Here is a 25,636-nt window from a genome sequence, read left to right as displayed (position 1 = left end):
GATGCGATCACTTCTGCGTTCCCCAGCCGTCCGGGCGATGGCCGGACGGCTCAGCTGGGGCCTCGGCGACCAGGCCGTCTCCAGTATCACCAACTTCGTGGTCGGGCTGTTCGTGGCGCGCTCACTCGGCACGTTCGCCTTCGGCATGTTCAGCCTCGCTTGGGTCAGCTACGGCGTGGTGCTCAACCTTTCGCGCGGACTGACGACGGATCCGCTGATGGTGCGGTTCTCCGGGGTGTCCACCGAATCCTGGCGGGCCGCGACCGCGAAGGCGACCGGGACGGCGCTCTCCGCGGGTGTCGTCGCCGGTGCCATCAGTGTGGTCGCCGGCCTCGTGGTGAGTGGTCCCATCGGCGGGGCGTTCATCGCGCTCGGCGTGGTCATCCCCACGTTGCTGCTTCAGGACGCCTGGCGGTTCACCTTCTTCGCCGCGGGGCATGGGAAGAAGGCGTTCGTCAACGACGTCGTCTGGGGCATCGCCCTGATCCCCGCGCTGTTCATCGCGCACCAATGGTTCGACACGGTCGTCGCGTTCATCCTGGCGTGGGGTCTCTCCGGGGCGGTCGCCGCCGGATACGGCTGCTTGCAGTCCGGCGTCCGGCCGGATCCGCGCGGCACGCTCGAATGGCTCAAACGGCACCGCGACCTCGGCGCCCGGTACGTGGTCGAGAACGTCAGCAACGCCGGTTCGACGCAACTGCGGATGTACGGCCTCGGCGCGATCGCCGGGCTGGCGAGCGTCGGCGCGGTACGCGGCGCCGAACTGCTGCTCGGCCCGTTCTTCGCCCTTCTGATGGGACTTTCCCTGGTCACGGTGGCCGAAAGCGCACGGGTGCTCCAACGGGCCCCGCATCGCCTTCGCCGCTTCTGCGCCGTTCTCGGCGCGGGCCAGGCGGTCGCGGCCCTGATCTGGGGTCTCGCCCTGCTTCTGGTACCCGACGACGCCGGCCGGTTCGTGCTCGGCGACGTCTGGGATCCCGCTTCGGAATTGATCCTCCCGGTGACCATCGGTATCGCCGCGGCCGGATTCAACACCGGGGCGGCCGCCGGATTGCGTGCGCTCGGCGCTGCGAAAAGGAGCCTTCGCGCCCAGCTGATCAACTCCGCCGGCTATGTCGGCTTAGGGCTCATCGGCGCCTTCTTGGCCGGGGCGTCCGGATCCGCTTGGGGAGTCGCGTTGGCGATCACCAGCGGATCGGCGGTGTGGTGGCTCCAGCTGCACACCGCTCTCAAAGAGCATCTGACTTCGGAGAAGGAAGAAATGAGGACGTCATGAGCACCGCTCCTCGGTTGAGCATCGGGCTCCCGGTCTACAACGGCGAGGACTACCTCGCCGAATCGCTGGACGCACTCCTCGGCCAAAGCTACGAGAACTTCGAGCTGATCATCTCGGACAACGCGTCCACGGACCGCACCGAAGAGATCAGCCGTGAGTACGCGAAGCTGGATTCCCGCGTTCGGTATGTGCGCCAACCGGTGAACATCGGCTGCGCGCCCAACCACAACTACTGCGTCGACGTCGCCCGCGGCGAGCTGTTCAAATGGGCATCCGACGACGACCTCTACGCGCGTGACCTGCTGGAACGCTGTGTCGAGGCGCTCGACGAGCACCCCGAGTTCGTGCTCTCGCATTCGTGGACGGCGATGATCGACGAGAAGGCCGTCGTCACGCAGGCGCTGGAGTACCCGCTCAACACGGTTTCGCCGCACGCCGCGGAACGCTTCCGCAGCACGCTGTTCGCACCGGGCGGGGACGACGACGGCGCGGTCATCCGCACCGAGGTGCTGCGCCGCGTCGCGCCGCTGGACAGCTACCACCACGCGGACCGCACGATCATCTCGGAACTGGCGCTGCACGGCCCGTTCCACCAGGTGCCGGACTGGCTGTACTTCCGCCGCGACCACCCTGGCCGCTCCGAACACGAGTACCCGACCGTGCGCAAGCGCGCCACCAACCTGGACCCGAAGCGCGCGGACAAGTTGCGTCACCCGATGATCCGGCTGCTCGGCGAGTACGTCCTCGGCTACGTCAACGCGATCCGCAACGCGCCGATCTCCGGGGCGGAGAAGCGCGAATGCTTCCGCTACCTGCGGCAATGGATGCTGAACCGGGCGGGGAACCCGGCCATGGGCCGGATGCCGGTGCAGGCCGAGGCCGAACTCGGCCCGCGCGAGGTGTCCGTGGCCTCGGTCGTCGCCGGCCAGGAGGGACGAGTCCCTTGAGCCCGCCCGTGAGAATCGGGCTGTTCGGACTCCTCGGATCAGGGAACCTCGGCAACGACGGTTCCTTCGAGGCGGTTCTCGGGTATTTGCGGACGGAGCATCCGGACGCCGCGCTCAGCGTGATGTGCGGCGGTCCGGAAATCGTCGCGTCGCGCTACGACCTCGAGACGACCGCGTTGAACTGGTACCAGGGTGAGTACCGGACGGCTTCGGGACCGGTGTCCATCGCCATGAAGGGCTTCGGCAAGCTCGTCGACATCTTCCGCACGGCGGCGTGGGTGCGGCGCCAGGACGTGGTGATCGTGCCGGGGATGGGTGTGCTCGAGTCCACGCTTCCCTTGCGCCCTTGGGGTTTTCCGTACGCCTTGCTGCTGCTGTCGGCGTCCGGGCGGCTGGTCGGCACCAAGGTCGCGCTGGTGAGCGTCGGCGCCAACGTGAGCGGCCACCGGGTCACCCGGTCGATCATCGGCCGGGCCGCGCGGCTGGCGGCGTTCCGGTCCTACCGGGACGAACCGTCACGGGAGGCGATGCGCACGATGGGCGTAGACGTCACGAACGACCGCGTCTACCCCGATCTCGCGTTCGCCCTCTCCGCGGCGTCGGACCCGGTGCTGCCCCGCTCGGTCGGGGTCGGGGTGATGGCCTATCGCGGCGGGAACGACGACCGGGCCCGTGCCGACGAGATCTACGAGTCCTATGTGGACAAGATGACCCGGTTCGTCGCCAGGTTGATCGCCGACGGCAGGCCGGTGCGGTTGTTCATCGGCGACCGGGCCGACACGCAGGTCGTCGACGAGATCATGCGGGAACTGGAATCCCCGCTGATCACCGCCGCCGATACGTCCACTTTGGACGACGTGCTGCGGGCGATGTCCGCGGTCGAGGTCGTCGTCGCCACCCGGTACCACAACGTCCTGTGCGCGCTGAAGCTGGCGAAGCCGACGTTGTCCGTCGGGTACGCCCGCAAGAACGACATCCTCATGACCACGATGGGACTCGGGGAGTTCTGTCAGTCCGCCAAGGAGATCGACTTCGACGCACTGGTCCGCCAGTTCGCCGAACTCGAGTCGCGGGCGGGCGAACTGACCGAGATCGTCGCGAAACTAGGCGCGGAGCAGACACGGCTGCTGGAACAGCAGTTCGCCGAACTGTCGGCCGCCCTCCTGCCGATGGGAGTCCGATGAAAGCGATCCCGGTGCCCGCCATCGCGGGCGCGTACCTGTTCGAGCCGACGCCGCACGCCGACGAACGCGGTTTCTTCAGCCGCACGTTCGACGCGGACGTCGTCCGGTCGGTGGGAATCGACCCGAACGGGTTCCTCCAGGACAGCGTTTCCCGGTCCCGCAAGGGAGTGCTGCGCGGGATGCACCTGCGCTCGGGTCTCGGTGAGGCGAAGCTGGTCCGGTGCTCGTGGGGCGCCGTCTTCGACGTCGTCGTCGACCTGAGGCCGGATTCGCCGACGTACCTCGGCAAGGAGACGTTCGAACTGTCCGGGGAGACCCAGGTCTCGCTGTACATCCCGGCGGGGTGCGCGCACGGGTTCCAGGCGCTCACCGAGTACGCCGACGTCTCCTACCGGATCGACCGCGCGCACGACCCGGCCGAGGACGTCGCGATCGCCCACGACGACCCGGAACTGGCGATCCCGTGGCCGCTTCCGGCGGCGCTGATGTCGGAGCGGGACCGATCCGCGCTCCCGCTTTCCGCGGTCCTACAGAACACGAGGTGAGATCATGACCCGTCGTCTTCCCCGATCCATGCGGGCCAACGAGCGCCTCCACGCGATGATCCCCGGCGGCGCGCACACCTACGCCAAGGGGGACGACCAGTACCCGGAGAATCTGGCGCCGGTCATCTCGCACGGGCTCGGCGCGCACGTCTGGGACGTCGACGGGAACGAATACATCGAGTACGGCTCGGGGCTGCGCGCGGTCAGCCTCGGGCACGTGCATCCGCGAGTCAGCGAAGCGGCCCACCGCGAGATCGACCGGGGCGCCAACTTCGCCCGTCCATCCATTGTGGAGGAACGGGCGGCGACGAAGTTCCTCGAAACCGTTCCCACCGCGGAGATGGTCAAGTTCGCGAAGAACGGCTCGGACGCCACCACGGCCGCGGTCAAACTCGCCAGGGCGGCCACCGGCAGGCCGCTGGTGGCGATCTGCCGCGACCACGCGTTCTTCTCCATCGACGACTGGTTCATCGGCACCACGCCGATGTCGTCGGGCATCCCGGCCGGGATCACCGACCTGACCGTGTCGTTCCCCTACGGCGACCTCCCGGCGACCGAACGGCTGCTGCAGGAGCACGCCGGCCAGGTCGCCTGCCTCATCCTGGAAGCGTCCACCCAGCTCGAACCGCCCGCCGGATACCTCGTCGGCCTGCGGGAACTCGCCGACCGATACGGCTGCGTCCTGGTCTTCGACGAGATGATCACCGGTTTCCGCTGGTCGGAAGCGGGAGCGCAAGGTTTCTACGGTGTCACGCCGGACCTCTCGACGTTCGGCAAAGCGCTCGGGAACGGGTTCGCCGTCTCGGCGCTCGCGGGCAAACGGGAACTGATGGAACTCGGCGGACTGCGCACCGCCAAGGAGCGCGTCTTCCTGCTGTCCACCACGCACGGCGCCGAAACGCATTCGCTGGCCGCCGCCATCGCGGTCATGGAGACCTACACCGAAGAAGGCATCGCCGCGCGGCTGCACGCGCTCGGCGACCGGCTCGCCGCCGGGGTCCGCGAAGTCGCGGCCTCGGCGGGGGTCGAGGAACACGTCGTCGTGCGCGGCCGGGCGAGCAACCTCGTCTTCGGCACGCTCGACGCCGAGAAGAAACCGTCGCAGGACTACCGAACGTTGTTCCTGCGGCAACTGGTCACCGGCGGGGTCCTCGGACCGTCGTTCGTGGTCAGCAGCGCGTTGTCCGAAGAAGACATCGACCGGACGGTCGAAGTGGTCTCGCAGGCCTGCCTCGTGTACCGCAAAGCGCTCGACGCGGAAGATCCGGCGCCGTGGCTGGGTGGCCGTCCGGTGAAGCCGGTTTTTCGGAGAAGGGTATGAGTTCAAGGATCGCGGATCGCTCGGCCGGCTCGCGCACGCTTTGCGTGGCGCTGTCGGTGTTACTGCTCCAGGTCGCCGTTGAATCCACAGCGGAGGCAACCGAAGAGCCGGCTCGAGGGGCGTGCGGCACGACCGTCGGCGTCCCGTCCGCCCCGGAAGGCGCCCAGATCGTCGAACCGGGCACCGATCTGACCGACAAGACCCGGTTCAGCCAGCCGGGGAGCACGTTCTGGCTGGCACCGGGCACGCATACGCTGAGTTCCGACCAGTTCGGCCAGGTGATGCCCAAGGACGGCAACGTCTACCTCGGCGCACCCGGCGCCGTGCTCGACGGACGCGGGATCAACCGCGCGGCCTTCACCACGCCGGCCAAGGACGTGGTGATCCGCGGGCTGACCATCCGCGGTTTCGTCGCCGAACGGGACCAGGGCGTGGTCAACCACGACTCCGGCGAACGCTGGACCATCGAGGGCAACGTCATCGAGGACAACGACGGCGCCGGGATGATGACCGGGGCGGGCCAGCGGGTGATCGGGAACTGCCTGCGGAACAACGGCCAGTACGGCATCAACGCCTACCGTTTCGGCGGCGGGCTGACCGATCTGGTGATCGAGGGCAACGAGATCACCGGGAACAACACCGGCGATTGGGAGACCAGGATCCCGGGCTGCGGTTGCAGCGGCGGCGCGAAGTTCTGGGCCGTGAACGGGGCCGACGTCGTCGGCAACTGGGTCCACCACAACCACGGTGTCGGGCTCTGGGCCGACACGAACAACAACGACTTCCTCATCCAGGACAACCTGATCGAGGACAACGCGTCCGAGGGGCTGTTCTACGAGATCTCCTACAACCTGGAGCTGATCGGGAACACCTTCAACCGGAACGCGTTGGTGCAAGGACGAAACCGGGCCGCGAAGGGCGACGACTTCCCGGTCGCGGCGGTGTACCTCAGCGAATCCGGCGGCGAGCCGAGACTGCCCGCCCGGACCAGCCTGATCGACATCCGGGGCAACATGTTCTCCGACAACTGGTCGGGGATCACGCTGTGGGAGAACGCCGACCGCTTCTGCAACAGCCCCGCCAACACGTCGACGCTGTCCTGTACCGCTTTGGTGTCACCGACGTCGGCCTGCTCCGATCCGGGCATCAAGACCGAACCGCTGTACGGCGACTGCCGCTGGAAGACCCAGCGCGTTTCGGTGCACGAGAACACGTTCGAGTTCGATTCGTCGATGGAAGGCTGCCTCGGCCTCTGCGGGCGGATGGCGGTGCTCTCGAACTACGGGACCTTTCCTGCCTGGTCGCCGTACCGGGCCGCCGTGGTTTCGGAGGCGATCACCTTCCGGCAGGACAACCGGTGGTACGACAACCAGTACTACGGGCCATGGACGTTCGTCGCCCACGACACGTCACGGAAGCTGACCGCGGCGCAATGGCGGGCCGAGCCCTACCGGCAGGACGTTTGCAGTGGTTTCGGAGAGGCGACGACCTGCTGAAGTTTCACCTGTAAGTGTCCATCTGGGACGGTCCATACTGGCCTACCGTTGCCCTTATGCCCGCGTTCCTGGTTGTTCTGATGCTGATCGCGACAGGAGTCGTCCCGGCTTCGGCGGCTCCTGTCGCGGCCTGCGCCGCGGGACCGGTGAGCCAGGGAAAGCCGGCCGACGCCGTGGTCGTCTCCCCGGGAACCGATCTCTCCGCGAAGACGCGCGAACTCCCGTCCGGTACGACGTTCTGGCTCACCGACGGCAAGCACACCCTGGGCCCGGACGAATTCGGCCAGATCATCCCGAAGGACGGCAACGCCTACCTCGGCGCGCCCGGCGCCGTCCTGGACGGCGGCGGCGTCAACCGCTACGCGTTCACCCAACAGGCGCGCGACGTCGTCATCCGCGGCCTCACGATCCGCGGTTTCGCGGCGCCGCGCGATCAGGGCGTGGTCAACCACGACTCCGGCGAACGCTGGACCATCGAAGGCAACACCATCGAGGACAACCGGGGCGCCGCGATGATGGCGGGACCAGGTCAGAAGGTGCTGCGGAACTGCCTCCGGAACAACGGGCAGTACGGCATCAACGCCTACCGGGCGGGCGACGGGATCACCGGACTGCTCGTCGAGGACAACGAGATCACCGGCAACAACACCGACGACTGGGAGACGAAGGAACCCGGCTGCGGCTGCACCGGCGGCGCGAAGTTCTGGGCCGTGAACGGCGCCGACATCCGCGGCAACTGGGTCCACCACAACCACGGCGCCGGCCTGTGGGCGGACACGAACAACAACGACTTCCTCATCGAGGACAACCTGATCGAGGACAACGAGGCGGAGGCGTTGTTCTACGAGATCTCCTACAACGCCGTGGTCCGCGGGAACACCTTCCGGCGCAACACCCTCGTGCAAGGGCGCGCTTTCGCCGCGCGAGGCGACAACTTCCCGGTCGGGACGATCTACCTTTCCGAGTCCGGCGGAGAACCACGCGTTCGCGCGCGGACCTCTTCGGTGGAGATCGTCGACAACGTCTTCGAGGACAACTGGGCCGGAATCACCCTGTGGGAGAACGCGGACCGCTTCTGCAACAGCCCGGCGAACACGTCCTCCGGCTCGTGCACACTTCTCGTTCCTTCGGTCTCTTCCTGCTCCGCCCCAGGGATCTCTTCGCCGCCGTTGTACGACGATTGCCGGTGGAAGACACAGCGGGTTTCCATCCACGGCAACAAGTTCTCCCACGGGTCCGCTTGCTCGGGCTTTTGCGGGCGGATGGCGCTGCTGGCGAACTTCGGGACCTATCCGGACTGGTCGCCTTACCGGGGAACCTCCGTTTCGGACGCGGTGACCTTCCGGCAGGGGAATCGGTGGTACGACAACGCTTATTCGGGTGGGTGGCGGTTCGTCGTTCAGGACACTTCGCGGACCGTGGGGGTTTCGGGGTGGCAGGGAGCTCCTTACTCGCAGGATGCTTGCAGCTCTTTTGGGGATGGTGGGTGCTGAGGTTGCTCGGGCGGCGCTCGGGTTCTCGGGTGCGTCGCTGCAGCGACGATGTAGGAATTGGGACGTTGAGTGTCCCAATTCCTACATCGTCGCCTCTCGTTTTTCATGAAAGGTACTTTCATGCGATCGAAGAGCGAAAATTGTCGGTACCCCGTCGCATCATGATCCAGTGCGACGAGGAACCTGGCCAACGAGCGCCCTACTCACCGCTCCGGACCGTCCGGAGGTGATCCGCGCAGTCGATCTCGAACAGATCGGCGTGCCGCGCCGGACCATCTCCCGTCGATGTGCGGAAGGCGGCCCTTGGCGAAAGCTGCTGCCCGGAATCGTGTTGCTGAGCAGCGGTACGCCGACAGACGAGCATCGCGTCCGCGCCGGGTTACTCCATGCCGGACAAGACGCGGTGCTCACCGGCACGTGGGCACTCCGCCGCCATGGCTTGGAAAGGGTTCCTCGACAGGAGGAAGTCCATGTGCTCATCCCGGCGAATCGAGGGGTGGCCGGCGTCGGGTTCGTGCACGTCGAGCGCACCACACGACTACCGCGCCCTCATCTGCGCAGCGGCCTCCCCGTGGCTCCCGTCCCCCGAGCCGTCATCGACGCCGCCCGCAGGCTCACCGGCGAAGACGAGATCCAGGCGATGATGGCCGAGTCCGTCCAACGCCGCTTCTGCACCACCGACATGCTCACCCGCGAACTCGACCAAGCGGGCCGAAACGGAACGGCCCTGCCCAGGAAGGCCCTCGTCCCGCTCCTGGCCGGAGCGAGATCCGTCGCCGAGGCCGACGCATGGCGTCTCTGGCGAAGATCCGGTCTTCCACCGGGTCGCTGGAATGTCCCGATCTTCGACGCGAACGGGAACTACCTCGCCACCCCGGACTTCTGGTGCGACGAGGTCGCCTTCGCCTGGGAGATCGATTCGTTCCGCCACCACGCCGGCCCCGACGGCCATCGCGCCACCGTCGCGCGCAACGCCCGGTACGCCGCCGCGGGGATCGTCGTGTTGCAGACGCTGCCGTCCCGCCTGCGCACCGAGCCGGACGAGGTCCAGCGCGAGTTGCGTGCCGCGTTCCGGGCAGCGCAAGCCCGCCCCCGGCCAAACGTCGTGCTCAAGCCCGCCGCGTGAGCCGGTCCACCGCCCACGCCACCATCGGCACCACCGCGACAGCGACCCCGAAACCCCCGAAGGTGTCCGTCGGATAGTGCGCCCCCAGCGCCACCTCCGCCCACCCCATCGCGAGCCCCGAGAACGCGACCAACCCCACCAGCACCCAAGCCCCGGCTGCGGCGCCGAGCTGCGGCACATCGATCACGAGCAGCGCGACGACGGTCGCGACCGTGACCGCGAAGGCCGTGTGCCCGCTGGGATAGGAGAGGAACTCGCCGTGGATCAGCCTGCCGGTCAGGGGTTTCAGGGCGGTGGTCAGCGCCACTGTCACCCCGGAGGCGACCACCAGCAGGATCGCCGTCCGCGGCCGCCGGTGCCGCACGCACACCCAGCCGAACAGCGCGATCACCACGATCGCGCCCACCGGTTCGCCCGCGAAGTCAATGACGGTCGCCAGGTACCAGAGCGGGCCTTGGACCCGGTCGACCACCGGCAACACCAGGGCGTCGAGGCCGGCGGTGTGGGAAGTCCCGGCGTAGCGGACGCCGAGGACGAGCGCGACGACGAAACCGAAGGCGCCGAGCGTCCAGAGCGGGATCCGCGCCCGCGGCGGGAGCGCGGGCGGACCGGTGATCACGCGTCGATCGCTGCCTGGTAGCCGCCGACGAGCCGTTCGAGGCCGATCTTCGGGGTGAACTCCTGTTCGTACACCAACCGTGCGGCCCAGCCCATTTCCTGGTTCCGTTCGGCGTCGCCGACGATCTCCCGCAGCCGCGCCGCGAGCGATGCGGCGTCCCCGGGTTCGTGCAGCAGGCCGGTGACACCCTCCTCCACCAGCTCGCGGAAGGCACCGTGGGCCGCGGCGACGGTCGGGACGCCGGCGGCCATCGCCTCGACCACGACCAGGCCGAACGCCTCCAGCCATTCCGACGGGGCGACGACGGCGTTCGAGCGGACGATCAGGTCCCGACACTCCTCTTTGGACTGAAGCCCGAGGTAGCGGACGTCGTCGCGGCCGTGTGCCCAGCGCGCGACCTCGTCCTGCATCGGGCCGGTGCCGGCGATCACCAGCGGCGGCAGCGAACCGCCCGCGGCGGCGAGCCGGTCCCACGCCTTCATCAGCAGGCCGATGCCCTTTTCCTCGGTGATCCGGCCGAGGAACAGCAGGTGCTCCCCCGCGCCCTTGCGCGTCTTGCCCGGATCGGTGACGTAGTTGTACTTCACCGCGAGCCGCTCGGCGGGCATCCCGGCGGCGATCAGGATCTCGCGCTGCGCCTTCGAGATGCAGAAGAACCGCGTGACACCGGACCACCAGCGGTTGCGGTTCAGCATCATGCTCGCCGCCATCGGCACGGTGGCCAGCGCCGAACCGCGGTAACACCCGTGCCGCACCGCCGGGATCGGCTTGCGGCCCACGCAATCGGTGCAGATGTAGCCCTCGCGGTACAGCGTGCCGGGAGGGCAGATCAGCGTGTAGTTGTGCACGGTCGCGACGGTCGGGACCTTCGCCTCGGCGCAGGCGGCCAGCACCGATGGCGACAGCAGCGGGAACGTGTTGTGGATGTGGACGACGTCCGGCCGGTCGTCGGCGAGGCGCCGCGCCAGTTCCGCGCGCACGGCCCGGTTCCACGGCACCTGCAGCGGGACGACGGCCTTGCGCGGCAACGACATCTCCGCGATGTCGTCGCTGCGCCGCTCGAACAGGCCGACCTCGTGCCCTGCCTCGGCCAGCAACGCGGTCTCCTGGTCGACGACGGTGTTCTCACCGCTCGGCTGCTCGGATCGGTAGCGATTGTGGATCACGAGGACCTTCACGCGCGCTCCTTGACATCTGTGGTGAACCCGCGGCCGCGATCGACGTCGGCAGGACGCTGCCCGGTCATCCACCTCACGGTGGCGGGCATGGCGCCCTGCCACCGCGATAGCGGAGGCCTTCGGCCGGGCGGGTTCACGCGTGTGGTCTCTCTTCGCGGCACATCTTCAGCTCCGCCTATCATCCTTGACGAACTCTGGTTCTTCGGCGGGCGCACGCACCAGCAGCGACGCGGCCAGGGCCAGGTGCAGCAGGTACGGCGACGCGTCGCCGAGGCCCGCCTCGGTGTAGGAGGCGGAAAGACAGTACGTGATCAGGAAGATCGCGCACGCCCTGGCCGGGGACGGCGGCCGCAGCACCGCGACCACGACCAGCACGAGCATGAACGCGGCCACGATCGCGATCCCGACGTAGCCCTGCTCGTGGTAGACGGCGAGCCAGCTGCTGTCGATCGGGAGCCCGTCGAAGGACTTGTCGGTCAGCCCGACGCCGAACAGGTACTCGAGTGTCGTGCGCGGCGCGTCGAGCAGCGCGTCCCACACCTTCGCGCGGCCGGTGAGACTGGAGAAGTTCTCCTCGGATTGGCCCCGCAGGAACCAGGCCTGCAGCAACCCGCCCAAGGCCACCGCCGCGAACAGGCCGCCGAACACGAGCCAGGTGAACACCTTGCGGGCGCGGGCGCTGGACATCCACTGCGACATCAGCGCCACCACGGTCCCGGCCACCAGGCCGAGCATCGCGGTGCGGGTGTGGGTCAGCAGCAGGATCCCGAACGCCGGGACGATGACGACCAGCGCGTGCTTCCGCTCCAGTTTCCCCCCGAGCCACAACAGCACCGTGAGCCCGATGACGATGGCCGCGTACTGGCCGACCTGCGGCGGCGTCAGCGGCCACAGCGTCCCGGTGAGCCGTCCGCCGTACTCGAACGGCATCGCGTTGCCCGGGCCCAGCGCGAGCCCGATCACCACCGTCACCAGCACCACACCGTAGGCGCGGATATGCGTGCGGACGAGGTCGAGACCGCCGTTCCACCAGCGGGTCAGCAGCCACAGGGTGCTCAGGAAGAGGGCGAACCGGAAGCAGCGGAACAGCGCGCCGAATCCGCCTTCCAGGTTCAGGCTGGAGACCACGCTCAACACCAGCAGCAGGGTGAGCAGGAAGAGATACGCGCTCGGCCTGATCCGCAGCCGGGCGTTCAGGGCGAGCGCGATCACGAACGCGGCACCCAGCGCGCCCATGGTGATCAGCTGGCTGACCGATCGCGGCAACGGGAGGAGCGTCTTCGCCCCTGTCGAGCCCAGGGTGTTGATGATCAGCAGTGTCCACGCGACGCCGACCGCCTTGGGCATCCCCGTGCGGATCGACGGTTCGGCCCGGACCGCGGGATCGAGCATGTCAGCCACCTCCCGCACGGGTGAGTTTGCTGCCCTGGTCCTGCTTGTAGGGCGCGCCCTGCCATTCGCCGAAGCCCAGCACCCGGCTCGGCTCGAACGCCACGAAGTTCCACGGCCCGGAGTAGGTGTTGTCGTAGAGCCGGTTGCCCTGGGCGAAGGTGATCGCGTGCTGGACGACCTCGCCCTTGTACGGCGACCAGTCCGGGAACGTGCCGAAGTTCGCGAGCATCGCCATCCGCGCGCAGCTCTCCTCGCAGCCGGCGACGGCCGGGTCGAGCACGAACCGGTTGTGGTGGATCTCGACGCGCTGGGTCTTCCAACGGCAGTCGGCGTTCAGCGGCCCGCCCGCGATCCCGGGCTGCGCGCATTTCGCCTGCTCGGGCACGAGCCGCGTGCAGGAGCCGGACGACGTGTTGGCCGGGCTGTTGCAGAACCGGTCGGAGTTCTCCCACAGGGTGACGCCGTTCCAGTTGTTCTCGAACGTGTTCCCGGAGATCTCCAGTTTGTCCGTGCGCGCCTTCACCCTTGGCTCGCCGCCGGATTCGGACACGTAGATCGACGCCACCGGGAAGCTGTCGCCGCGGTCGATGTAGCGCTTGCCGTCCACCCAGTTGTTGCGGCGGATGGTGTTTCCGCTGATCACGGCGTTGTAGCTGGTCTCGTACATCAGCGCGGAGCCGTCGTTGTTCTCGATGACGTTGCCCGCGATGCGGAAGTCGTTGTTGTTCGTGTCGGCCCACAGCCCGACGCCGCGGTTGTCGTGCACCCAGTTGCCGACGACGTCGGCGCCGTCGACCTCCCAGAACTTGATCCCGCCGGAGCAGCCGCAGCCGTCGATCTTGCTTTCCCAGTCGCCGGTGTTGTTGCCGGTGATCTCGTTGCCCTCGACGACGAGACCGGTGATGCCGCTGTCCTGCGCGTAGGCGTTCATCCCGTACTGGCCGTTGCGCCGCAGGCAGTTGCCCCGGACCTGCTGCCGCGCGCCCGCCATCAGCGCCGCGCCATCGTTGTCCTGGACGGCGCTGTGCTCGATGACCCACCCGTCGGCGGAATCGTGGTTGACCACGCCTTCGTCGTGCGGCGCGGCGAAGCCCTGCACGGTCAGGTTCCGGATCTTGACGTCTGCGGCGTCGCCCGCGAAGGCGTACTGGTTGATCTTCCGGCCGTCGAGGACGGCTTTCGGGCCACCCACGTACACATTTCCCGGCTTCGGGTTGACCTGGTCGTAGCGGTCGTCGCCGAGTTTGTGCGTCCCCGGTGCCAGCCAGAACGTCGTCCCGGCCGGGCTCGACCGCGTCTTCGCGGCAAGGTCGCCCGGCACCGCCGGGTCGATCTTCACCGCCCCCGCCGGCGCTTCCGCCGGGCCCTCCGGCAGCTTGTCGCACACCTGCGCGACCGAACCGGACGGCGCCTTGGCCGGATCCGGTCCAGGCTCGTCGGCAGGCGTGGTGCAGGCGGTGAGCGCCAGCGGGCCGAGCAGCACCAGAAGCGCTGCCCGGCGGAGGCGGTGCGGTCGTGCGATCACAATGGGGGATCCTCGTTACCTGGTTCGAAGGTGAGCACGCCGGTGAACGTGGCTCCGTCGGCGACGGTTCCGCTGCCGAGCAGGGTCCACGACGGCTCGCGACGGCCGAACCCCGCCGAATACCAGCCCATCGGCGGGGTGGTCTCGCCGCGATGCGCCGACCAGTCCAGTTCCGGCGGCAGCTCGAACGAAGCCGTCCGGGCCTCGCCGTCGACGGTCCAGGACAGCGTCGCCGTCCTGCCGGAAAGCGAGACCTCGACCAGCGGGCCTAGGTGAAACGCGAGACGGCAGTGCTGTGCCTCGCCACCGCGAACCTCGTCGAGAATCCGCAATTCGGTGCCTTCCAGCTCCACCGAACGCCGGTGGACGGACGGCGCGTAGCCGTCGTGTTCCGCGCTCCAGCGCGACGGCGTTCCCGCCGCGATCACGGTGGTGACGGCGTGTTTCGTCCACAGGAACGGGCCGCCGGAGACGGACTGGTCGGCACGGGAGAGTTCGAGCGTGTTGTGTCCCGCCGTGGACCGGAAGTACGACCGCCACTTCGGTTCGCCGTGGTAGCAGTAGGTTCCGGGGTCGGCGAGGATGTCGACACCGTCGTGCCGGACCTCCACCGAAAGCGCGTCCGCGTGCGCGTGCGCGGCGATGGACAGGAAGCCGTGCGGCCCGCCATCGCAGCGGCACCAGATCCTTCCGTCGCGCAGGATGGTCATTCCTGCGTCGGCGAAGTCGTCCCGCCGCCGCACCGGACGCTTCGAACGGACCTGGATGTCCTTGGCCAGCGCGGAGAAGAGCGGCGTGCGGACATCGCCGCCCGGCGTCTCCGGCCACCATTCCAACCGTCCGAAAAGGACAGACCCGGTGTCGATGAGCGACGCCCAGCGGCTCGTCTCGTCGCCGTCGACGATCAGTCCGAAGCCGTCGTCGGCGTCACCTTGCCGCGGCGGCCGCAGCCGGTTGTCCACTATGGACGCGAGCGCGTCGGTCATCCGGAGCAGCACGAGCCAGGTCGACTCCGGCACCGCGACACCGGCGGCCTTCGCCTCCAGCGCCCCGGCGAGCCCAAGCTCCAGGACGAGCCCGTGGTACTCGGTGGCGAGCTCGCGGTTGAGACCGGACTCGAAAGTGTTGTGCCGCAGCATCTTGTCCAGCGACGCCAGCGCAGTGTCCCGCCACTGGGCGGATTCGGGGAACCAGGCGAACGCGCAGGCGGCGGCGAGCTGTCCGGCGTCCTCGGCGATCACGTGGTTGTTCGCCGACGAACCGCGGCTCGGGAAGGCGGCCAGCCAGCGCTGGTGGTGCCAGATCTGGTTGAGCGCCACCGGGTTGTCCTCGAACAGCGCCGGGGCCTGTGCCCAGCCGTCGAGCAGCCGCCGGACCCACACCCACGACAGCAGCCGGATGCCGAGTTCGATACCGCTGACCCAGTGCACCCCGCGCATCGGCGGGTTGGCCGCCCACCAGGACTTCAGGTGCGCGGCCACGCGTTCGGCGTACCGATCCTCGCCGGTCAGGGCGTACGCGGCGGCCAGCACGGTGAGATGCTGGTGCCGCGACGGCTCCCAGATCTGCTTGATGTCGCCGACCGCGTCCTCGCTCCGGTAAGGGATGTCGAAGGAGTACACATCGGACGGTGCGCGGCGACCGGTCTTCGGGTCGTACGACCAGTCCGGGTCGACGAGGTCGTCCCGCTCGACGCCGAAGTACTCGGCGCGCCCGTCCATCAGCCTGTCCGCCTTGACGAGCAGGTCCTTCACCGCCTCGCCGGAGACGGCGGCGAGGACCTCGTCGCCGGGCGCCGACGCGAATCGCCGGTCCGGCAGCCAAGCCGCCTTCTCACTCGCGACACCGCGCCACTGGCGTTTGCGCACGACATCGGTGACGCGGCCCGCGATCTCGGCGGGCCCCATCCGCGAGAGTCTCCGCAGGTACCAGGAGGGATCCATCAGCCGAGTCCGATCCGCACCGGTGCCCCGGTCTCCAGGCTGCGGTTGACCGCGAGCGTGGCCAGCGTCGTCGCGACGAGCGAGTCGACGGAGACCGGCATCGCGACCCCGGTGGTCAGCGCGTTGACGAACGCTTCGAGTTCGGCGGCCTGGCCCTTGTCGCGGCCCTTGGGGATCCGCGAGCTGGCCCACTTCTTGCGGCCGAACACCGACGCGCGCGCGAAGTCGTCGAACTTCAGCACCTTGCCGTCGGTGGTGACGTCGATCGTCTCCTTGGGGAACGATGCCGCACCGCTCGTGGTGTACGCGATCGACGCGGTCGAGCCGTCCGGGTAACGCAGCAGGATCTGCAGGTCCTGGTGGCCGGGCGTCGCGGTGGCGTACACCGAGACCGGGTCGGCGCCGAGCAGCCAGCTGACCGTGTCGATGAAGTGCCCGCCCTCGCCGGCGAACCGCGAGCCCTCGCTGTCGGCCTGGTTGTACCAGCTGTTCGCATCGAGCTGCCCGGCGTTGACCAGGTACCGCACGGAAGCCGGGCCGATCCGCGGCCCGAAGTGGAGCACCGACTCGTTCAGCAGCGGGGCGAACCGGCGGTTGAAGCCGACCTGCAGCCGATCGTTGCCGGACTCCTCGATCGCGCCGAGCACGATCTCGAGTTCCTTTTCGGACAGGGCGAGCGGCTTCTCGACGAAGACGGCCTTGCCCGCGAGCAGCGCGCGCCGGGTCAGCTCGGCGTGCGAGCTGTGCCGGGTCACGATGAACACGGCGTCGATCGAAGAGTCTTCGAGCATCGTGTCGAGATCGGTGGTGGCGCGGCCGAAACCGAACTTGCGCTTGGCGTTCGCGCCCGAGAGCGCGGAGGTGGTGACGACCTCGGCGAGGTCGACCTTCTCCATCTCCGCGAGATGCGGCAGGAGCATGGAAGACGCGTAGTTGCCCGCGCCGATGAACCCGATCCGCACGCCGCCCGGCTTCGGCGACGCGCGCACCGCCGACGGCTTCGGCACGGAAACCGCCGTGACGGCCTGCTCGGCCGGGCCCGCCGGGCGCTTGTCGTACTCGAACAGCACGGCGACGGCCTTGAGCTCGCCCTCGTTCAGCTTCCGGTACGTCTCGACGGCGTCGGAGAAGTCCGAGACGTGCGAGATCAGCGGCTCGACGTCGAGACGGCCGCGGCCCATCAGGTCGACGACGCATTCCAGGTTGCGGCGCTCGGTCCAGCGGACCTGGCCGATCGGATAGTCACGGCCCTCGAGTTCGTACTCCGGGTCGTAGCGGCCGGGGCCGTACGAGCGGGAGAACCGGACGTCGAGTTCCTTTTCGTAGTAGGCGTTCCACGGCAGGTTCAACGAGCATTTGCCGATGTCGATCACCCGGCCGCGGTCGCGGGCCAGCTTCGCGGCCAGCTCCACCGGCTCGTTCGTGCTGCCGCCCGCGGCGAGGTACACCTGGTCGACGCCGTGCCCGGAGCTGAGCTCCGCGACCGCGGTGTCGACGACGCCGGAGCCCGGGTCTCCGCAGTTGAGCGCGCCGAGCCCTTCGGCGATCGCGCATCGCGTCGGATCCGGATCGACGCCGACCACGCGGACCCCGGAGGCGACCAGCAGCTGCACGACCAGCTGGCCGATCAGGCCGAGGCCGATGACCAGCGCGATGTCGCCGATCTGCGGTTCACCCTGTCGGACGCCCTGCATCGCGATCGCGCCGACCGTGCCGAACGCGGCGTGCCGCGGGTCGACGCCGTCCGGCACCTTGGAGTAGAGGTTCTTGGGCACCCAGTTCAGTTCCGCGTGCAGCGCGTGCTCGTTTCCGGCGCACGCCACGAGATCCCCGACGGCGACGTCGTCGATGCCCGGGCCGACCTCCTCGACCACTCCGCACAGCGAGTACCCGAGCGGCGTGTACGAGTCGAGCTTGTTCATCGCCTTGCGATAGGTCGCGCTCAGGCCGTTCGTCGCGACGCTCTGCATCACCTTCGCGACCTGATCCGGCCGCGCCTTCGCCTTGCCGACCAGGGAAAGGCTCGCCTCGGACACCTTCATCATCTCGGTACCGGTGGAGATCAGCGAATAGGCGGTGCGGACCAGCACACCCCCCGGTTTGCACGCGGGCACTTCGACGTCGAGGAGCGCCAGCTCCCCGCTCTTGTAGTTCTGCACTACCTGCTTCACGTCGCTCCTAAGCGCTTCGGGCCGCGATGGCACCGCGATACCAGTACTCGAGGGTCAAGATGTGCCAGAGGTGCTTGGACCGGTCCTGCTGCCCGGACGCGTCTTCGTCGACGAGCCGTTGCAGGGCCTCGCGGCGGAGGAACCCGGCCTTCACCAATTCGCCTTCGTTCGTCACCTCGCGCACCAGTGGCGCGAGGTCGCGGCTCATCCAGGCCCGCAGTGGTGCGCTGAACAGGCCCTTCGGCCGATGCACGATCTCGGCGGGGAGGATCGAGAGCGCCGCTTCCTTCAGCGCCATCTTCCCTTGGCGTTTCACGATCTTCTTGTCGCCGGGGATCCGGAACGCGGCCTTCACGACCTCGATGTCGACGAACGGCGTCCGCACCTCGGTGGACGCGGCCATACTGGACCGGTCGGTGTAGGCGAGGTTGAGCCCGGGCAGGAACAGCCGCGAATCGGCGAGGCACATGCGGTTCACGAAATCGGTCAACGTGTTGTCGTGATAGGTGTCCGCGTGTTCGGTGATCACGTCGTCCACCGCGCCGGCGAGGTCCGGGTTCAGCAGCGCGACGAGCTCGGCCTGGTCGTACATCGTGTAGCTGCGCCGGAACGCGGTCTCCTCGGGCAGTTCCGCGAACGACAGGAACCGCTTGGCGAACCGCACCGAACGGAATCCGCGCTTCGACGTCGCCACCGGCAGTCTGTCCACAAGGGACTCCACCGGCCGCCGCACGAGGCCGGGAACCCGCTGGTACCGCACGGCGATCTTGTTCGCGAGATGCTTGCGATACCCGGCGAACAGCTCGTCGGCACCCATGCCGGACAGCATCACCTTGACCCCGGCTTCGCGGGCGGCGGTGCAGATCAGGTAGCTGTTGATCGCCGCCGGATCACCGATCGGCTCGTCGAGGTGGTACGTCATCCGCGGCAGCAGATCGAGCACCTGCGGCGCGATCTCGATCTCGTGCAGATCGACGCCGAACTTAGCGGCGACCTTCTTCGCGTACATCAGGTCGTCCGGCATCGCTTCGAACTTCGCGTCCTCGGCGCGGAAACCGATGGTGTACGCGGAGATCCCCGGCTGCTCACGAGCGGCGATCGCGGTCAGGTAGCTGGAGTCGAGCCCGCCGGAGAGGAACGTCGCGACCGGCACATCCGACATCAGGTGCTTGCGCGTGGAGTCCTCGATGACAGCGTTGAGATCGAATTCCCCCTCGTACGCGGCGCCTTCCTCGGCGACCTGGCGCAGCGACCAGAACGTGCCGCGTTCGACGTCACCGTTCGGCCGGAACCGCGCCCAGCTGCCCGGCGGCAGCTTTTCGGCCTCGCGAAACGCGCAACGGCCGTCCGGAACCCAGTAATAGAGCAAGGAGGCGACGAGCGCGGTGTCGTCGACCGTCAGAGACCCGCCGAGTTCGGCGGCGAGCGCCTTCAGCTCCGAGGCGAACGTGACCCCCTTGCCGCGGCGCACCAGGAACAGCGGTTTGATGCCCAGCTGGTCCCGCACCAGGGTCAAGGCGCCGGAACGCTCGTCGAAAACACCGAAGGCGAACATGCCGCGAAGCCGGTGCAGGCCGTCGGTGCCCCACTTGCGCCACGCCTCCAGCAGGACCTCGGTGTCGGACGTCCCCCGGAACCGCACCCCGGCGGCTTCGAGTTCTTTCCGCAGCTCCGGCGCGTTGTACAGCTCGCCGTTGTAGGTCAGCGCGAGCCCATCCTTGACCATCGGCTGCGCGCCGGTCTCGGTCAGGTCGACGATCGACAGCCTCCGGTGTCCTAAGTGGACTTCCCCGTGGTCGTACCGGCCGGAACCGTCCGGTCCGCGATGGGCGAGGGTCTTGGTGAGCCGATCGGTGAGCGGACCCCCGTCCGGCCAGAAGTAGGCCCCTGCGATGCCGCACATCTACTTTCGCTCCCCTTACAAGGCTTCGGCGTTATCCGATGACACAGGCGCGAATCGTTTGGTCGGCTGATCGGCGTTGCCGAGTTCCTTGGCGCGTTTGTACGGCGTCGGATACCCGTTCTTCTTCGGGAACATCTCCACCGGCTTCGGCATGGGCCGGGCGGCCCGCCCGCGCAACGCCGTGTGCAGGCCGTCCCACAGCGTCCCGTCGGTGTGGTCGCGCGGATCCGGATCCACCACGACGACCCCGATGATCGGGATGTGCCGGTCGGCCAGCTGGCGGGCGACGGTGTGCAGCCATTCGGTGTTCGCGTGCCCGGTGCGGACGACGAGGATCGTCTCGTCACCGAGGACTTCGAGGTCGGTCCACGACGTCCCCGGCTCGACCGAACCGACGCCGATCCGGCGTTCCCCGGCAGCCAACGGCGTGTCTCCGCGATCCAGCACCTGGATCGGGCCTTGGCCTGCCAGCTCCCGGAGATTCGTCTTCGGCAGGTCGTCGACGAGCGACGCCGTCCCCTTCTCCGCCAGCTCGCGCGCCATGTCCACGGCGAGCGCGGCGGTGATCTGCCGGGCGCCGAGGTCGAGCAGCGACACCGAACCGCCTTCCTGCCCGGCGGCGCGGACCAGCGTCGCCGCGACCCGCTGCCGCTTGGTCACCGCACGCGATCGGCGCAGGAAACGCGGCGGCTTCGGCAGTTGCGCGATCACGGAAGCGCCGAGGTGCTGCGAGATCTCGCGGCGCAGCACCGGCCGGTCCTTCACCACGCTCGTGACGGCGGCGAGGCCCAGCCCGGCGAGCAGTCCCAGCGCGAAGCCGATCCCGGCGTCGGTGGCGAGCGTCTTGAGGAAGGACTGCGGCAGGATCCGCGGCGCGTCGACGATCTGCGTCCCGGCGGCGACCTTCGGCGTGCCGATGCCCGCCTCCTGCGCGCGGCCGTCGTAGTCGGAGATCTTGGACGTCAGCTCCGCGCGGCGCGAGTACAGCCGTTCCAGCTGCGCGGGGTTGGCGTTGCGGTTCTTGGCTTCCTCGGCGACGATCGCCGACTCGATGGAGCCGAGTTCGTTCTGTGCCTGGTTGCGCTGGTCGAGCAGGGCCTTCTGCTCGGCCGCCGCGGCCGCCTGGTTGCGAGAGATGTACTCGGTGATGAAGGAGTCGGAGATCGCCTGCGCACGGGCCACGGCCTCTTCGTCGGTCTTGCCCTTGACCGTCAGCTGGAGGACGTTGTTCGTCAGGCCCAGGCCCTCGTAGTCCTTGAGGAACTCCTCCGGCGCCTGGGTGCTGTTCAACTTCTTGAGCGCCTCGGTGGCGGTCTTCGTCGTCTGGAGCACGGCGACGTCGGTCCGCATCAGCGTTCCGCTGTCGGTCGGCGAGTCGTCGGGGTGGACGACCAGGATCTGCGCGACGGCGGTGGGCGGCGACGGCAGGAACACCGCGACCAGCCCGCCGAGGATCAGGCCGAGCAGGGCCATGGACATCCACAGGCGACGCCGTCTCCGCACCGAGACGACCAGCCGCTGCAGGTCGATGAGCGGTTCGGACTTCGCTTTTTCGGCGCTGGTCACGCTGTACCTGCCAGTGCTTCGTGGTCGGCGTGGGTGGACGCGCCGGGCCGGGTGCGGGTCGGGGAGACGGGGCGGAGCAGCACGGTGCCCACCACGGTGAGCCCGGCGTCGGCGACGGCTTCGGCGATCCCGACCAGCTCCCACGCGGACCGGGAGCCGAGGCTCGTCACGACGAGGACGCCCTCGGCGTCGGCGTCTTCGATGACGGGCCGCGCCGGGGACACCGTCACGGGCGCGAACCACCGGCCGGCGAGGCGGGCGATCCGCCCGGCGGCCGCCTGCCCGGCGTGGTCACCGTCCACGGCGAGGACGAGCAGCCGCCGGTGCGGGAGCCGCGAAACCAGGCGCCGGTACTGGATGTCGGCGTCGATCTCGTCGGCGAAGACGTCAACCCGCGGGATGTTCCACGGCCGGTCGTCACGGAGGATCTTGGCCCGCAGGGTGGTTCCGGCCGGGCGCCGGTCCACGGCGTCGAAGGTGGCCAGCACCGGGCCGCCGATCGCCGCGGCGATCTCCTCGTCGTCGCGCAGCCGCCGGTCGGTGCGGGCGGTGAAGAGGTGCCCGAACAGGCCGATCAGGAAGAACAACACCGCGCCGCCGATGGCGAGCTGCGGCAAGGTCGGCGCGGCCGCCGCGGACGGCAGTTCGGCCGAACCCAGCACGACCATGTTGCCGAGGCCGCTCGCCGTGTCGGCCGCGTTCAAGGTGGACATCGCCGACTCGATCGTCGAGCGCAGACCCTGCAACTCGGTGCGGAGCTGGACGCTCTCCACGGTCGTCTTGCCGTCGTTGACCTTCGCCGAAAGTTCACTGATCCGCTGGTTGGTCTGCGCGACCTGCTGCCGCAGCGTCTCGCGGCGCTCCTGCGCCAGCTGCACGGCGGCGTCGCCGGAACCGGCGATGATCTGCGTGGAGTACTTCACGAACTCCTGGGCGAGCTGGTCCGCGAGCCGCTGCGTCTGTTCGGCGGTGTCACCGGTGGCCTCGATGGTGATGACATTGCCCTGCGCGACCGACGTGGTCACCTTGTCCCGCAGGTCGGCGCCGGTCTCGCCGTCACCGAGTCCGGCGGCGGCCCGGTCGAGCACGACCGAGCTGGTCGCCACCTCGGCCTGGGTGAGCAGTTCGTCCGCCTCACGCGGGCCCTGCAGCAGCACGCTGGAGGTGGTCCGATAGCCGGGGGAAAGGATCACCGACGATCCCGCGCCGACCAAGGCGCCGAGGAGGGCGAGGACCACCAGGGTCCGCCACCTCCCGCGCAGAACCTGTCCGATCATGGACAGGCGCACCGTGTCGTCACTCAAAGCCGGGATCTCCCATCGGCGCGGTTGGGTGTGGCATGAATCCCGTCGGACCGACCACGGCGTTGGTTACAGGATTGCCCCAGTCTTGTTCAAAACGCGACCGGGAAGTCGATCAACGGATCGCGGCCTCGTAGGCCGAGAGCAGGGCTTTCTGGGAGTTCTCCCAAGAGAGCGGACCGGCGACGCGCGCCCGCCCCAGCTCACCCATCGTGGCCCGCTGCTCCGGCGAGTCCAGCAGGTGCGCGATCAGCTTCGCGAACTCCGGCTCGTCGTTCGCCGGCGCGTACAGCGCGGCCTCCCCGGCCGAAACCCGGGCCTCCCGGAGCTCGAACGAGACGATGGGACGGCTCATCGCCATGTACTCCATGATCTTGTTCATGGTCGACACGTCGTTGAGCGGGTTCAGGGGGTCCGGCGAGAGGCAGACGTCGGCCGCGGACAGGTAGCGCAGCAGGTCTTCGTCGGGGATCCGGCCGGTGAACTCGACCTGGTCGTCGAGCTTCAGTTCCTTCGACAACGCCACCATGGCGTCGAAGGCGTCACCGGAACCGATGAACACGGCGTGCCAGTCGGTGCGGCCGACGACATCACGCAGCGACGCGAGCGCTCGCAAGGCGTAGTCGACGCCGTCCTGAGGGCCCATCACGCCGAGGTACGCGAGCAGATGCGGCTTGCCCTTCTTCAGCTCGGGCTCGACCGGGACCATGTGGAACCGCTCGACCACAGGCGCGCTTCGCACGACGAAAACATCGTCCGGCGACTTGCCGCCGCGCTTCACGGCGACGTCCTTGTAACTCTCGTTGGTCGCGATGACGACGTCGGCCGTCTTGTAGGTGCGGCGCTCCAGCGCGCAGACCGCGCGGTACAGGAAGTCCTCGCCGCGGTCGAACCGCGAAAGATACAGCTCGGGGCACAGGTCGTGCTGGTCGAAGATGAACTTCGCGCCCTGGCGCTTGAGGTACAGCGCGACCAGGAAGAGCAGGTCCGGCGGGTTGCAGGCGTGCACGACGTCCACCCGGCCGACCTTGCGGGCGAGCCGGAGCGTGTGCCACAGCGCGGAGCCGTACTCCTGGACGTACCCGGCCGGGCCACCGGTGGCGGCCTTCAGCGGGTACCGCAGGACGTGGACGCCGTCGATGGTGACTTCGGCTTCGGTGTCCCGCTTCGTCCCTTGTGGACAGATGACGTGGACTTCCCAGCCTGCGTCACGGAGTGTCTGGCACTCCTGCCAGACGCGGCGATCGAAGGGGACGGAAAGGTTCTCGACGAGGATGAGAGCTTTACCAGGCAAGGCCGACATATCCCTCTTCAGTCCGGCGCCGGTCGGCGTCGGGTACACGGACGAGATCGACGATGGTGTGGCCGCCGCCCGCCGGGAGCGCCGCGAGGACCTCCGGATCGGTGCAGCCGATGAGGTAGACCTCGGCGTGGTCGACGACCTCGCCGATGGAACCGGCCAGCAGCTGGCCGAGATGCGGCAGCCTGCCCTCGATGTACTCGCGGTTCGCGCCCATCAGCCGCGAAAGGCTGACGTTGGCGTCGTAGATGCGGAGGTCGTACCCCTTGCCGAGCAGCCGCTCCGCCAGCTCGACGAGCGGGCTCTCGCGGAGGTCGTCGGTGCCGGGTTTGAAGGACAGACCGAATAACCCGACCTTGCGTTTACCGGTGCGCGCGACCAGGTCGAAGGCGCGCTGGAGGTGTTCGTCGTTCGAGGGCAGCACGTGCGACAGGATCGGAACGGCGACGTCCGCGCGGTGCGCGGCGTAGACCAGGCCACGCAGATCCTTGGGGAGGCACGAGCCGCCGAAAGCGAACCCGGGGCGGAGGTAGGCGGGGCTGATGTTGAGCTTGCGGTCGGCGAGGAAGACGTCGATCACCTGATGCGAGTCGAGCCCCAGCGCACGGCAGATGGAACCGAGCTCGTTCGCGAAGCCGATCTTGAGCCCGTGGAAGGAGTTGTCGGCGTACTTCGTCATCTCGGCCACCGGGATCGCGACGCGGAAGACCTCGCCGGGAAGCCCCTCGTACAGCGCCGCGACGACGTCACCACTGGCCGCGTCGAGCTCGCCGATGACGGTCTTGGGCGGGTCGAAGAAGTCCCTGACGCTGCTCCCCTCGCGCAGGAACTCGGGGTTCACCGCGACCCCGAAATCGACGCCGGCGGTGAGACCGGACGACTTCTCGAGGATGGGGACGAGCAGGTCCAGACAGGTGCCCGGGAGCATGGTGCTGCGGAAGACGACGGTGTGCCGTTGTGTTTTGGCCTTGAGCGCGTCGCCGATTTCCTCGGCGACGCGCTCCAGGAAAGCCGTCGAGAGGCTGCCGTTGGGAGCCGAGGGGGTACCGACGCAGATGAGGGAGACTTCGCTGTCCGCGATCGCCTGTCTGACGTCGGTGGTCGCTCTCAGTCTGCCTTGGGCGACCACTTCCGCGGTCAGTTCCCCGATGCGCTCCTCGACCACCGGCGCCTTGCCGCTGGAGACGAGGTCGATCTTCACCGGGTTCACATCCACCCCGACGACGTCGTGCCCGCGCCCGGCCAGGCACGCCGCCGACACGCAACCGACGTAACCGAGCCCGAAGACACTGATCTTCATGACGAATTCCTCCAGCCGCATTCCGCTGCCCGTTGGTCGGCAGGAGGACC

19 protein-coding genes are annotated in these 25,636 nt (G+C 68.5%); 8 read left to right on the top strand and 11 right to left on the bottom strand.

The window, feature by feature from the left end; translation table 11 throughout:
- The first annotated feature begins 1 nt into the window (after position 1).
- From DL990_RS06585 to DL990_RS41450, 8 genes are all read left to right on the top strand, one after another.
- The gene (locus DL990_RS06585) at positions 2-1,276 is read left to right on the top strand and encodes a hypothetical protein (RefSeq protein ID WP_125798175.1); all 1,275 of its coding nucleotides are present in this window, start codon (positions 2-4) and stop codon (positions 1,274-1,276) included.
- Complete coding sequence (locus DL990_RS06580) at positions 1,273-2,223, top strand: glycosyltransferase family 2 protein (RefSeq protein WP_125798174.1); 951 nt, start codon at positions 1,273-1,275, stop codon at positions 2,221-2,223. Before DL990_RS06585 ends, DL990_RS06580 begins: the two co-directional genes overlap by 4 nt.
- Complete coding sequence (locus DL990_RS06575) at positions 2,220-3,407, top strand: polysaccharide pyruvyl transferase family protein (RefSeq protein ID WP_125798173.1); 1,188 nt, start codon at positions 2,220-2,222, stop codon at positions 3,405-3,407. The genes DL990_RS06580 and DL990_RS06575 overlap by 4 nt, the downstream gene beginning before the upstream one ends.
- Entirely contained in the window at positions 3,404-3,952 is a 549-nt protein-coding gene (locus DL990_RS06570; RefSeq protein ID WP_125798172.1) for a dTDP-4-dehydrorhamnose 3,5-epimerase family protein, read from the top strand. The genes DL990_RS06575 and DL990_RS06570 overlap by 4 nt, the downstream gene beginning before the upstream one ends.
- Before the next feature lie 4 nt (positions 3,953-3,956).
- Entirely contained in the window at positions 3,957-5,273 is a 1,317-nt protein-coding gene (locus DL990_RS06565) for a glutamate-1-semialdehyde 2,1-aminomutase (RefSeq protein ID WP_125798171.1), read from the top strand.
- A complete protein-coding gene (locus tag DL990_RS06560) occupies positions 5,270-6,769 on the top strand; it encodes a right-handed parallel beta-helix repeat-containing protein (protein ID WP_233620408.1) in 1,500 nt (499 codons plus the stop codon). The genes DL990_RS06565 and DL990_RS06560 overlap by 4 nt, the downstream gene beginning before the upstream one ends.
- A 56-nt stretch (positions 6,770-6,825) precedes the next feature.
- Positions 6,826-8,262, top strand: coding sequence for a right-handed parallel beta-helix repeat-containing protein (locus DL990_RS06555; protein WP_125798170.1), 1,437 nt, complete (start codon positions 6,826-6,828; stop codon positions 8,260-8,262).
- A 226-nt stretch (positions 8,263-8,488) separates the two neighbouring features.
- The gene (locus DL990_RS41450) at positions 8,489-9,388 is read left to right on the top strand and encodes a hypothetical protein (RefSeq protein ID WP_199746242.1); all 900 of its coding nucleotides are present in this window, start codon (positions 8,489-8,491) and stop codon (positions 9,386-9,388) included.
- On the opposite strand, the gene DL990_RS06540 is transcribed toward DL990_RS41450, so the two are convergent.
- From DL990_RS06540 to DL990_RS06490, 11 genes are all read right to left on the bottom strand, one after another.
- Positions 9,372-10,007 (bottom strand): phosphatase PAP2 family protein, encoded by a 636-nt coding sequence (locus tag DL990_RS06540; RefSeq protein ID WP_125798169.1) that lies wholly within the window; start codon positions 10,005-10,007, stop codon positions 9,372-9,374. The genes DL990_RS41450 and DL990_RS06540 overlap by 17 nt on opposite strands.
- Complete coding sequence (locus tag DL990_RS06535; protein WP_125798168.1) at positions 10,004-11,185, bottom strand: glycosyltransferase family 4 protein; 1,182 nt, start codon at positions 11,183-11,185, stop codon at positions 10,004-10,006. The genes DL990_RS06540 and DL990_RS06535 overlap by 4 nt, the downstream gene beginning before the upstream one ends.
- A 165-nt stretch (positions 11,186-11,350) precedes the next feature.
- Positions 11,351-12,577: an O-antigen ligase family protein gene (locus tag DL990_RS06530; RefSeq protein WP_125798167.1), complete on the bottom strand. Its 1,227-nt coding sequence runs from the start codon at positions 12,575-12,577 to the stop codon at positions 11,351-11,353.
- A gap of 1 nt (position 12,578) precedes the next feature.
- Positions 12,579-14,102 carry a right-handed parallel beta-helix repeat-containing protein gene (locus DL990_RS06525; RefSeq protein WP_125798166.1) on the bottom strand — a complete coding sequence of 508 codons (1,524 nt, stop codon included), beginning with the start codon at positions 14,100-14,102 and terminating at the stop codon, positions 12,579-12,581.
- Positions 14,099-16,045, bottom strand: coding sequence for an alginate lyase family protein (locus tag DL990_RS06520; RefSeq protein ID WP_125798165.1), 1,947 nt, complete (start codon positions 16,043-16,045; stop codon positions 14,099-14,101). The genes DL990_RS06525 and DL990_RS06520 overlap by 4 nt, the downstream gene beginning before the upstream one ends.
- Positions 16,045-18,216, bottom strand: a complete 2,172-nt coding sequence (locus DL990_RS06515) for a bi-domain-containing oxidoreductase (protein ID WP_125798164.1) — start codon at positions 18,214-18,216, stop codon at positions 16,045-16,047. The genes DL990_RS06520 and DL990_RS06515 overlap by 1 nt, the downstream gene beginning before the upstream one ends.
- A gap of 7 nt (positions 18,217-18,223) precedes the next feature.
- Entirely contained in the window at positions 18,224-20,119 is a 1,896-nt protein-coding gene (asnB, locus tag DL990_RS06510; RefSeq protein WP_125788738.1) for an asparagine synthase (glutamine-hydrolyzing), read from the bottom strand.
- A gap of 15 nt (positions 20,120-20,134) precedes the next feature.
- Complete coding sequence (locus DL990_RS06505) at positions 20,135-21,685, bottom strand: Wzz/FepE/Etk N-terminal domain-containing protein (protein WP_125798163.1); 1,551 nt, start codon at positions 21,683-21,685, stop codon at positions 20,135-20,137.
- Positions 21,682-22,962 carry an exopolysaccharide biosynthesis protein gene (locus tag DL990_RS06500; RefSeq protein ID WP_125798162.1) on the bottom strand — a complete coding sequence of 427 codons (1,281 nt, stop codon included), beginning with the start codon at positions 22,960-22,962 and terminating at the stop codon, positions 21,682-21,684. Before DL990_RS06500 ends, DL990_RS06505 begins: the two co-directional genes overlap by 4 nt.
- A gap of 139 nt (positions 22,963-23,101) precedes the next feature.
- Positions 23,102-24,289: a glycosyltransferase family 4 protein gene (locus DL990_RS06495; RefSeq protein ID WP_125798161.1), complete on the bottom strand. Its 1,188-nt coding sequence runs from the start codon at positions 24,287-24,289 to the stop codon at positions 23,102-23,104.
- Positions 24,270-25,586, bottom strand: coding sequence for a nucleotide sugar dehydrogenase (locus DL990_RS06490; RefSeq protein ID WP_125798160.1), 1,317 nt, complete (start codon positions 25,584-25,586; stop codon positions 24,270-24,272). Before DL990_RS06490 ends, DL990_RS06495 begins: the two co-directional genes overlap by 20 nt.
- Between the last annotated feature and the right edge of the window lie 50 nt (positions 25,587-25,636).

This window comes from Amycolatopsis sp. WAC 01416, from assembly GCF_003947485.1.
In the GTDB taxonomy this organism is placed as follows: Bacteria; Actinomycetota; Actinomycetes; order Mycobacteriales; family Pseudonocardiaceae; genus Amycolatopsis.
The sequence above is the reverse complement of the archived record's forward strand: the minus strand, read 5'-3'. Positions and strand labels throughout refer to the sequence as shown.

What these genes read in the sequence shown, in the direction of transcription:
- DL990_RS06560 (WP_233620408.1), top strand. Translation starts at nt 5,270, where the DNA reads ATGAGTTCAAGGATCGCGGATCGCTCGGCCGGCTCGCGCACGCTTTGC.
- DL990_RS06565 (WP_125798171.1), top strand. Translation starts at nt 3,957, where the DNA reads ATGACCCGTCGTCTTCCCCGATCCATGCGGGCCAACGAGCGCCTCCAC.
- DL990_RS06585 (WP_125798175.1), top strand. Translation starts at nt 2, where the DNA reads ATGCGATCACTTCTGCGTTCCCCAGCCGTCCGGGCGATGGCCGGACGG.
- DL990_RS06490 (WP_125798160.1), bottom strand. Translation starts at nt 25,586, where the DNA reads ATGAAGATCAGTGTCTTCGGGCTCGGTTACGTCGGTTGCGTGTCGGCG.
- DL990_RS06570 (WP_125798172.1), top strand. Translation starts at nt 3,404, where the DNA reads ATGAAAGCGATCCCGGTGCCCGCCATCGCGGGCGCGTACCTGTTCGAG.
- DL990_RS06555 (WP_125798170.1), top strand. Translation starts at nt 6,826, where the DNA reads ATGCCCGCGTTCCTGGTTGTTCTGATGCTGATCGCGACAGGAGTCGTC.
- DL990_RS06530 (WP_125798167.1), bottom strand. Translation starts at nt 12,577, where the DNA reads ATGCTCGATCCCGCGGTCCGGGCCGAACCGTCGATCCGCACGGGGATG.
- DL990_RS06495 (WP_125798161.1), bottom strand. Translation starts at nt 24,289, where the DNA reads ATGTCGGCCTTGCCTGGTAAAGCTCTCATCCTCGTCGAGAACCTTTCC.
- DL990_RS06500 (WP_125798162.1), bottom strand. Translation starts at nt 22,962, where the DNA reads ATGATCGGACAGGTTCTGCGCGGGAGGTGGCGGACCCTGGTGGTCCTC.
- DL990_RS06580 (WP_125798174.1), top strand. Translation starts at nt 1,273, where the DNA reads ATGAGCACCGCTCCTCGGTTGAGCATCGGGCTCCCGGTCTACAACGGC.
- asnB (WP_125788738.1), bottom strand. Translation starts at nt 20,119, where the DNA reads ATGTGCGGCATCGCAGGGGCCTACTTCTGGCCGGACGGGGGTCCGCTC.
- DL990_RS06520 (WP_125798165.1), bottom strand. Translation starts at nt 16,045, where the DNA reads ATGGATCCCTCCTGGTACCTGCGGAGACTCTCGCGGATGGGGCCCGCC.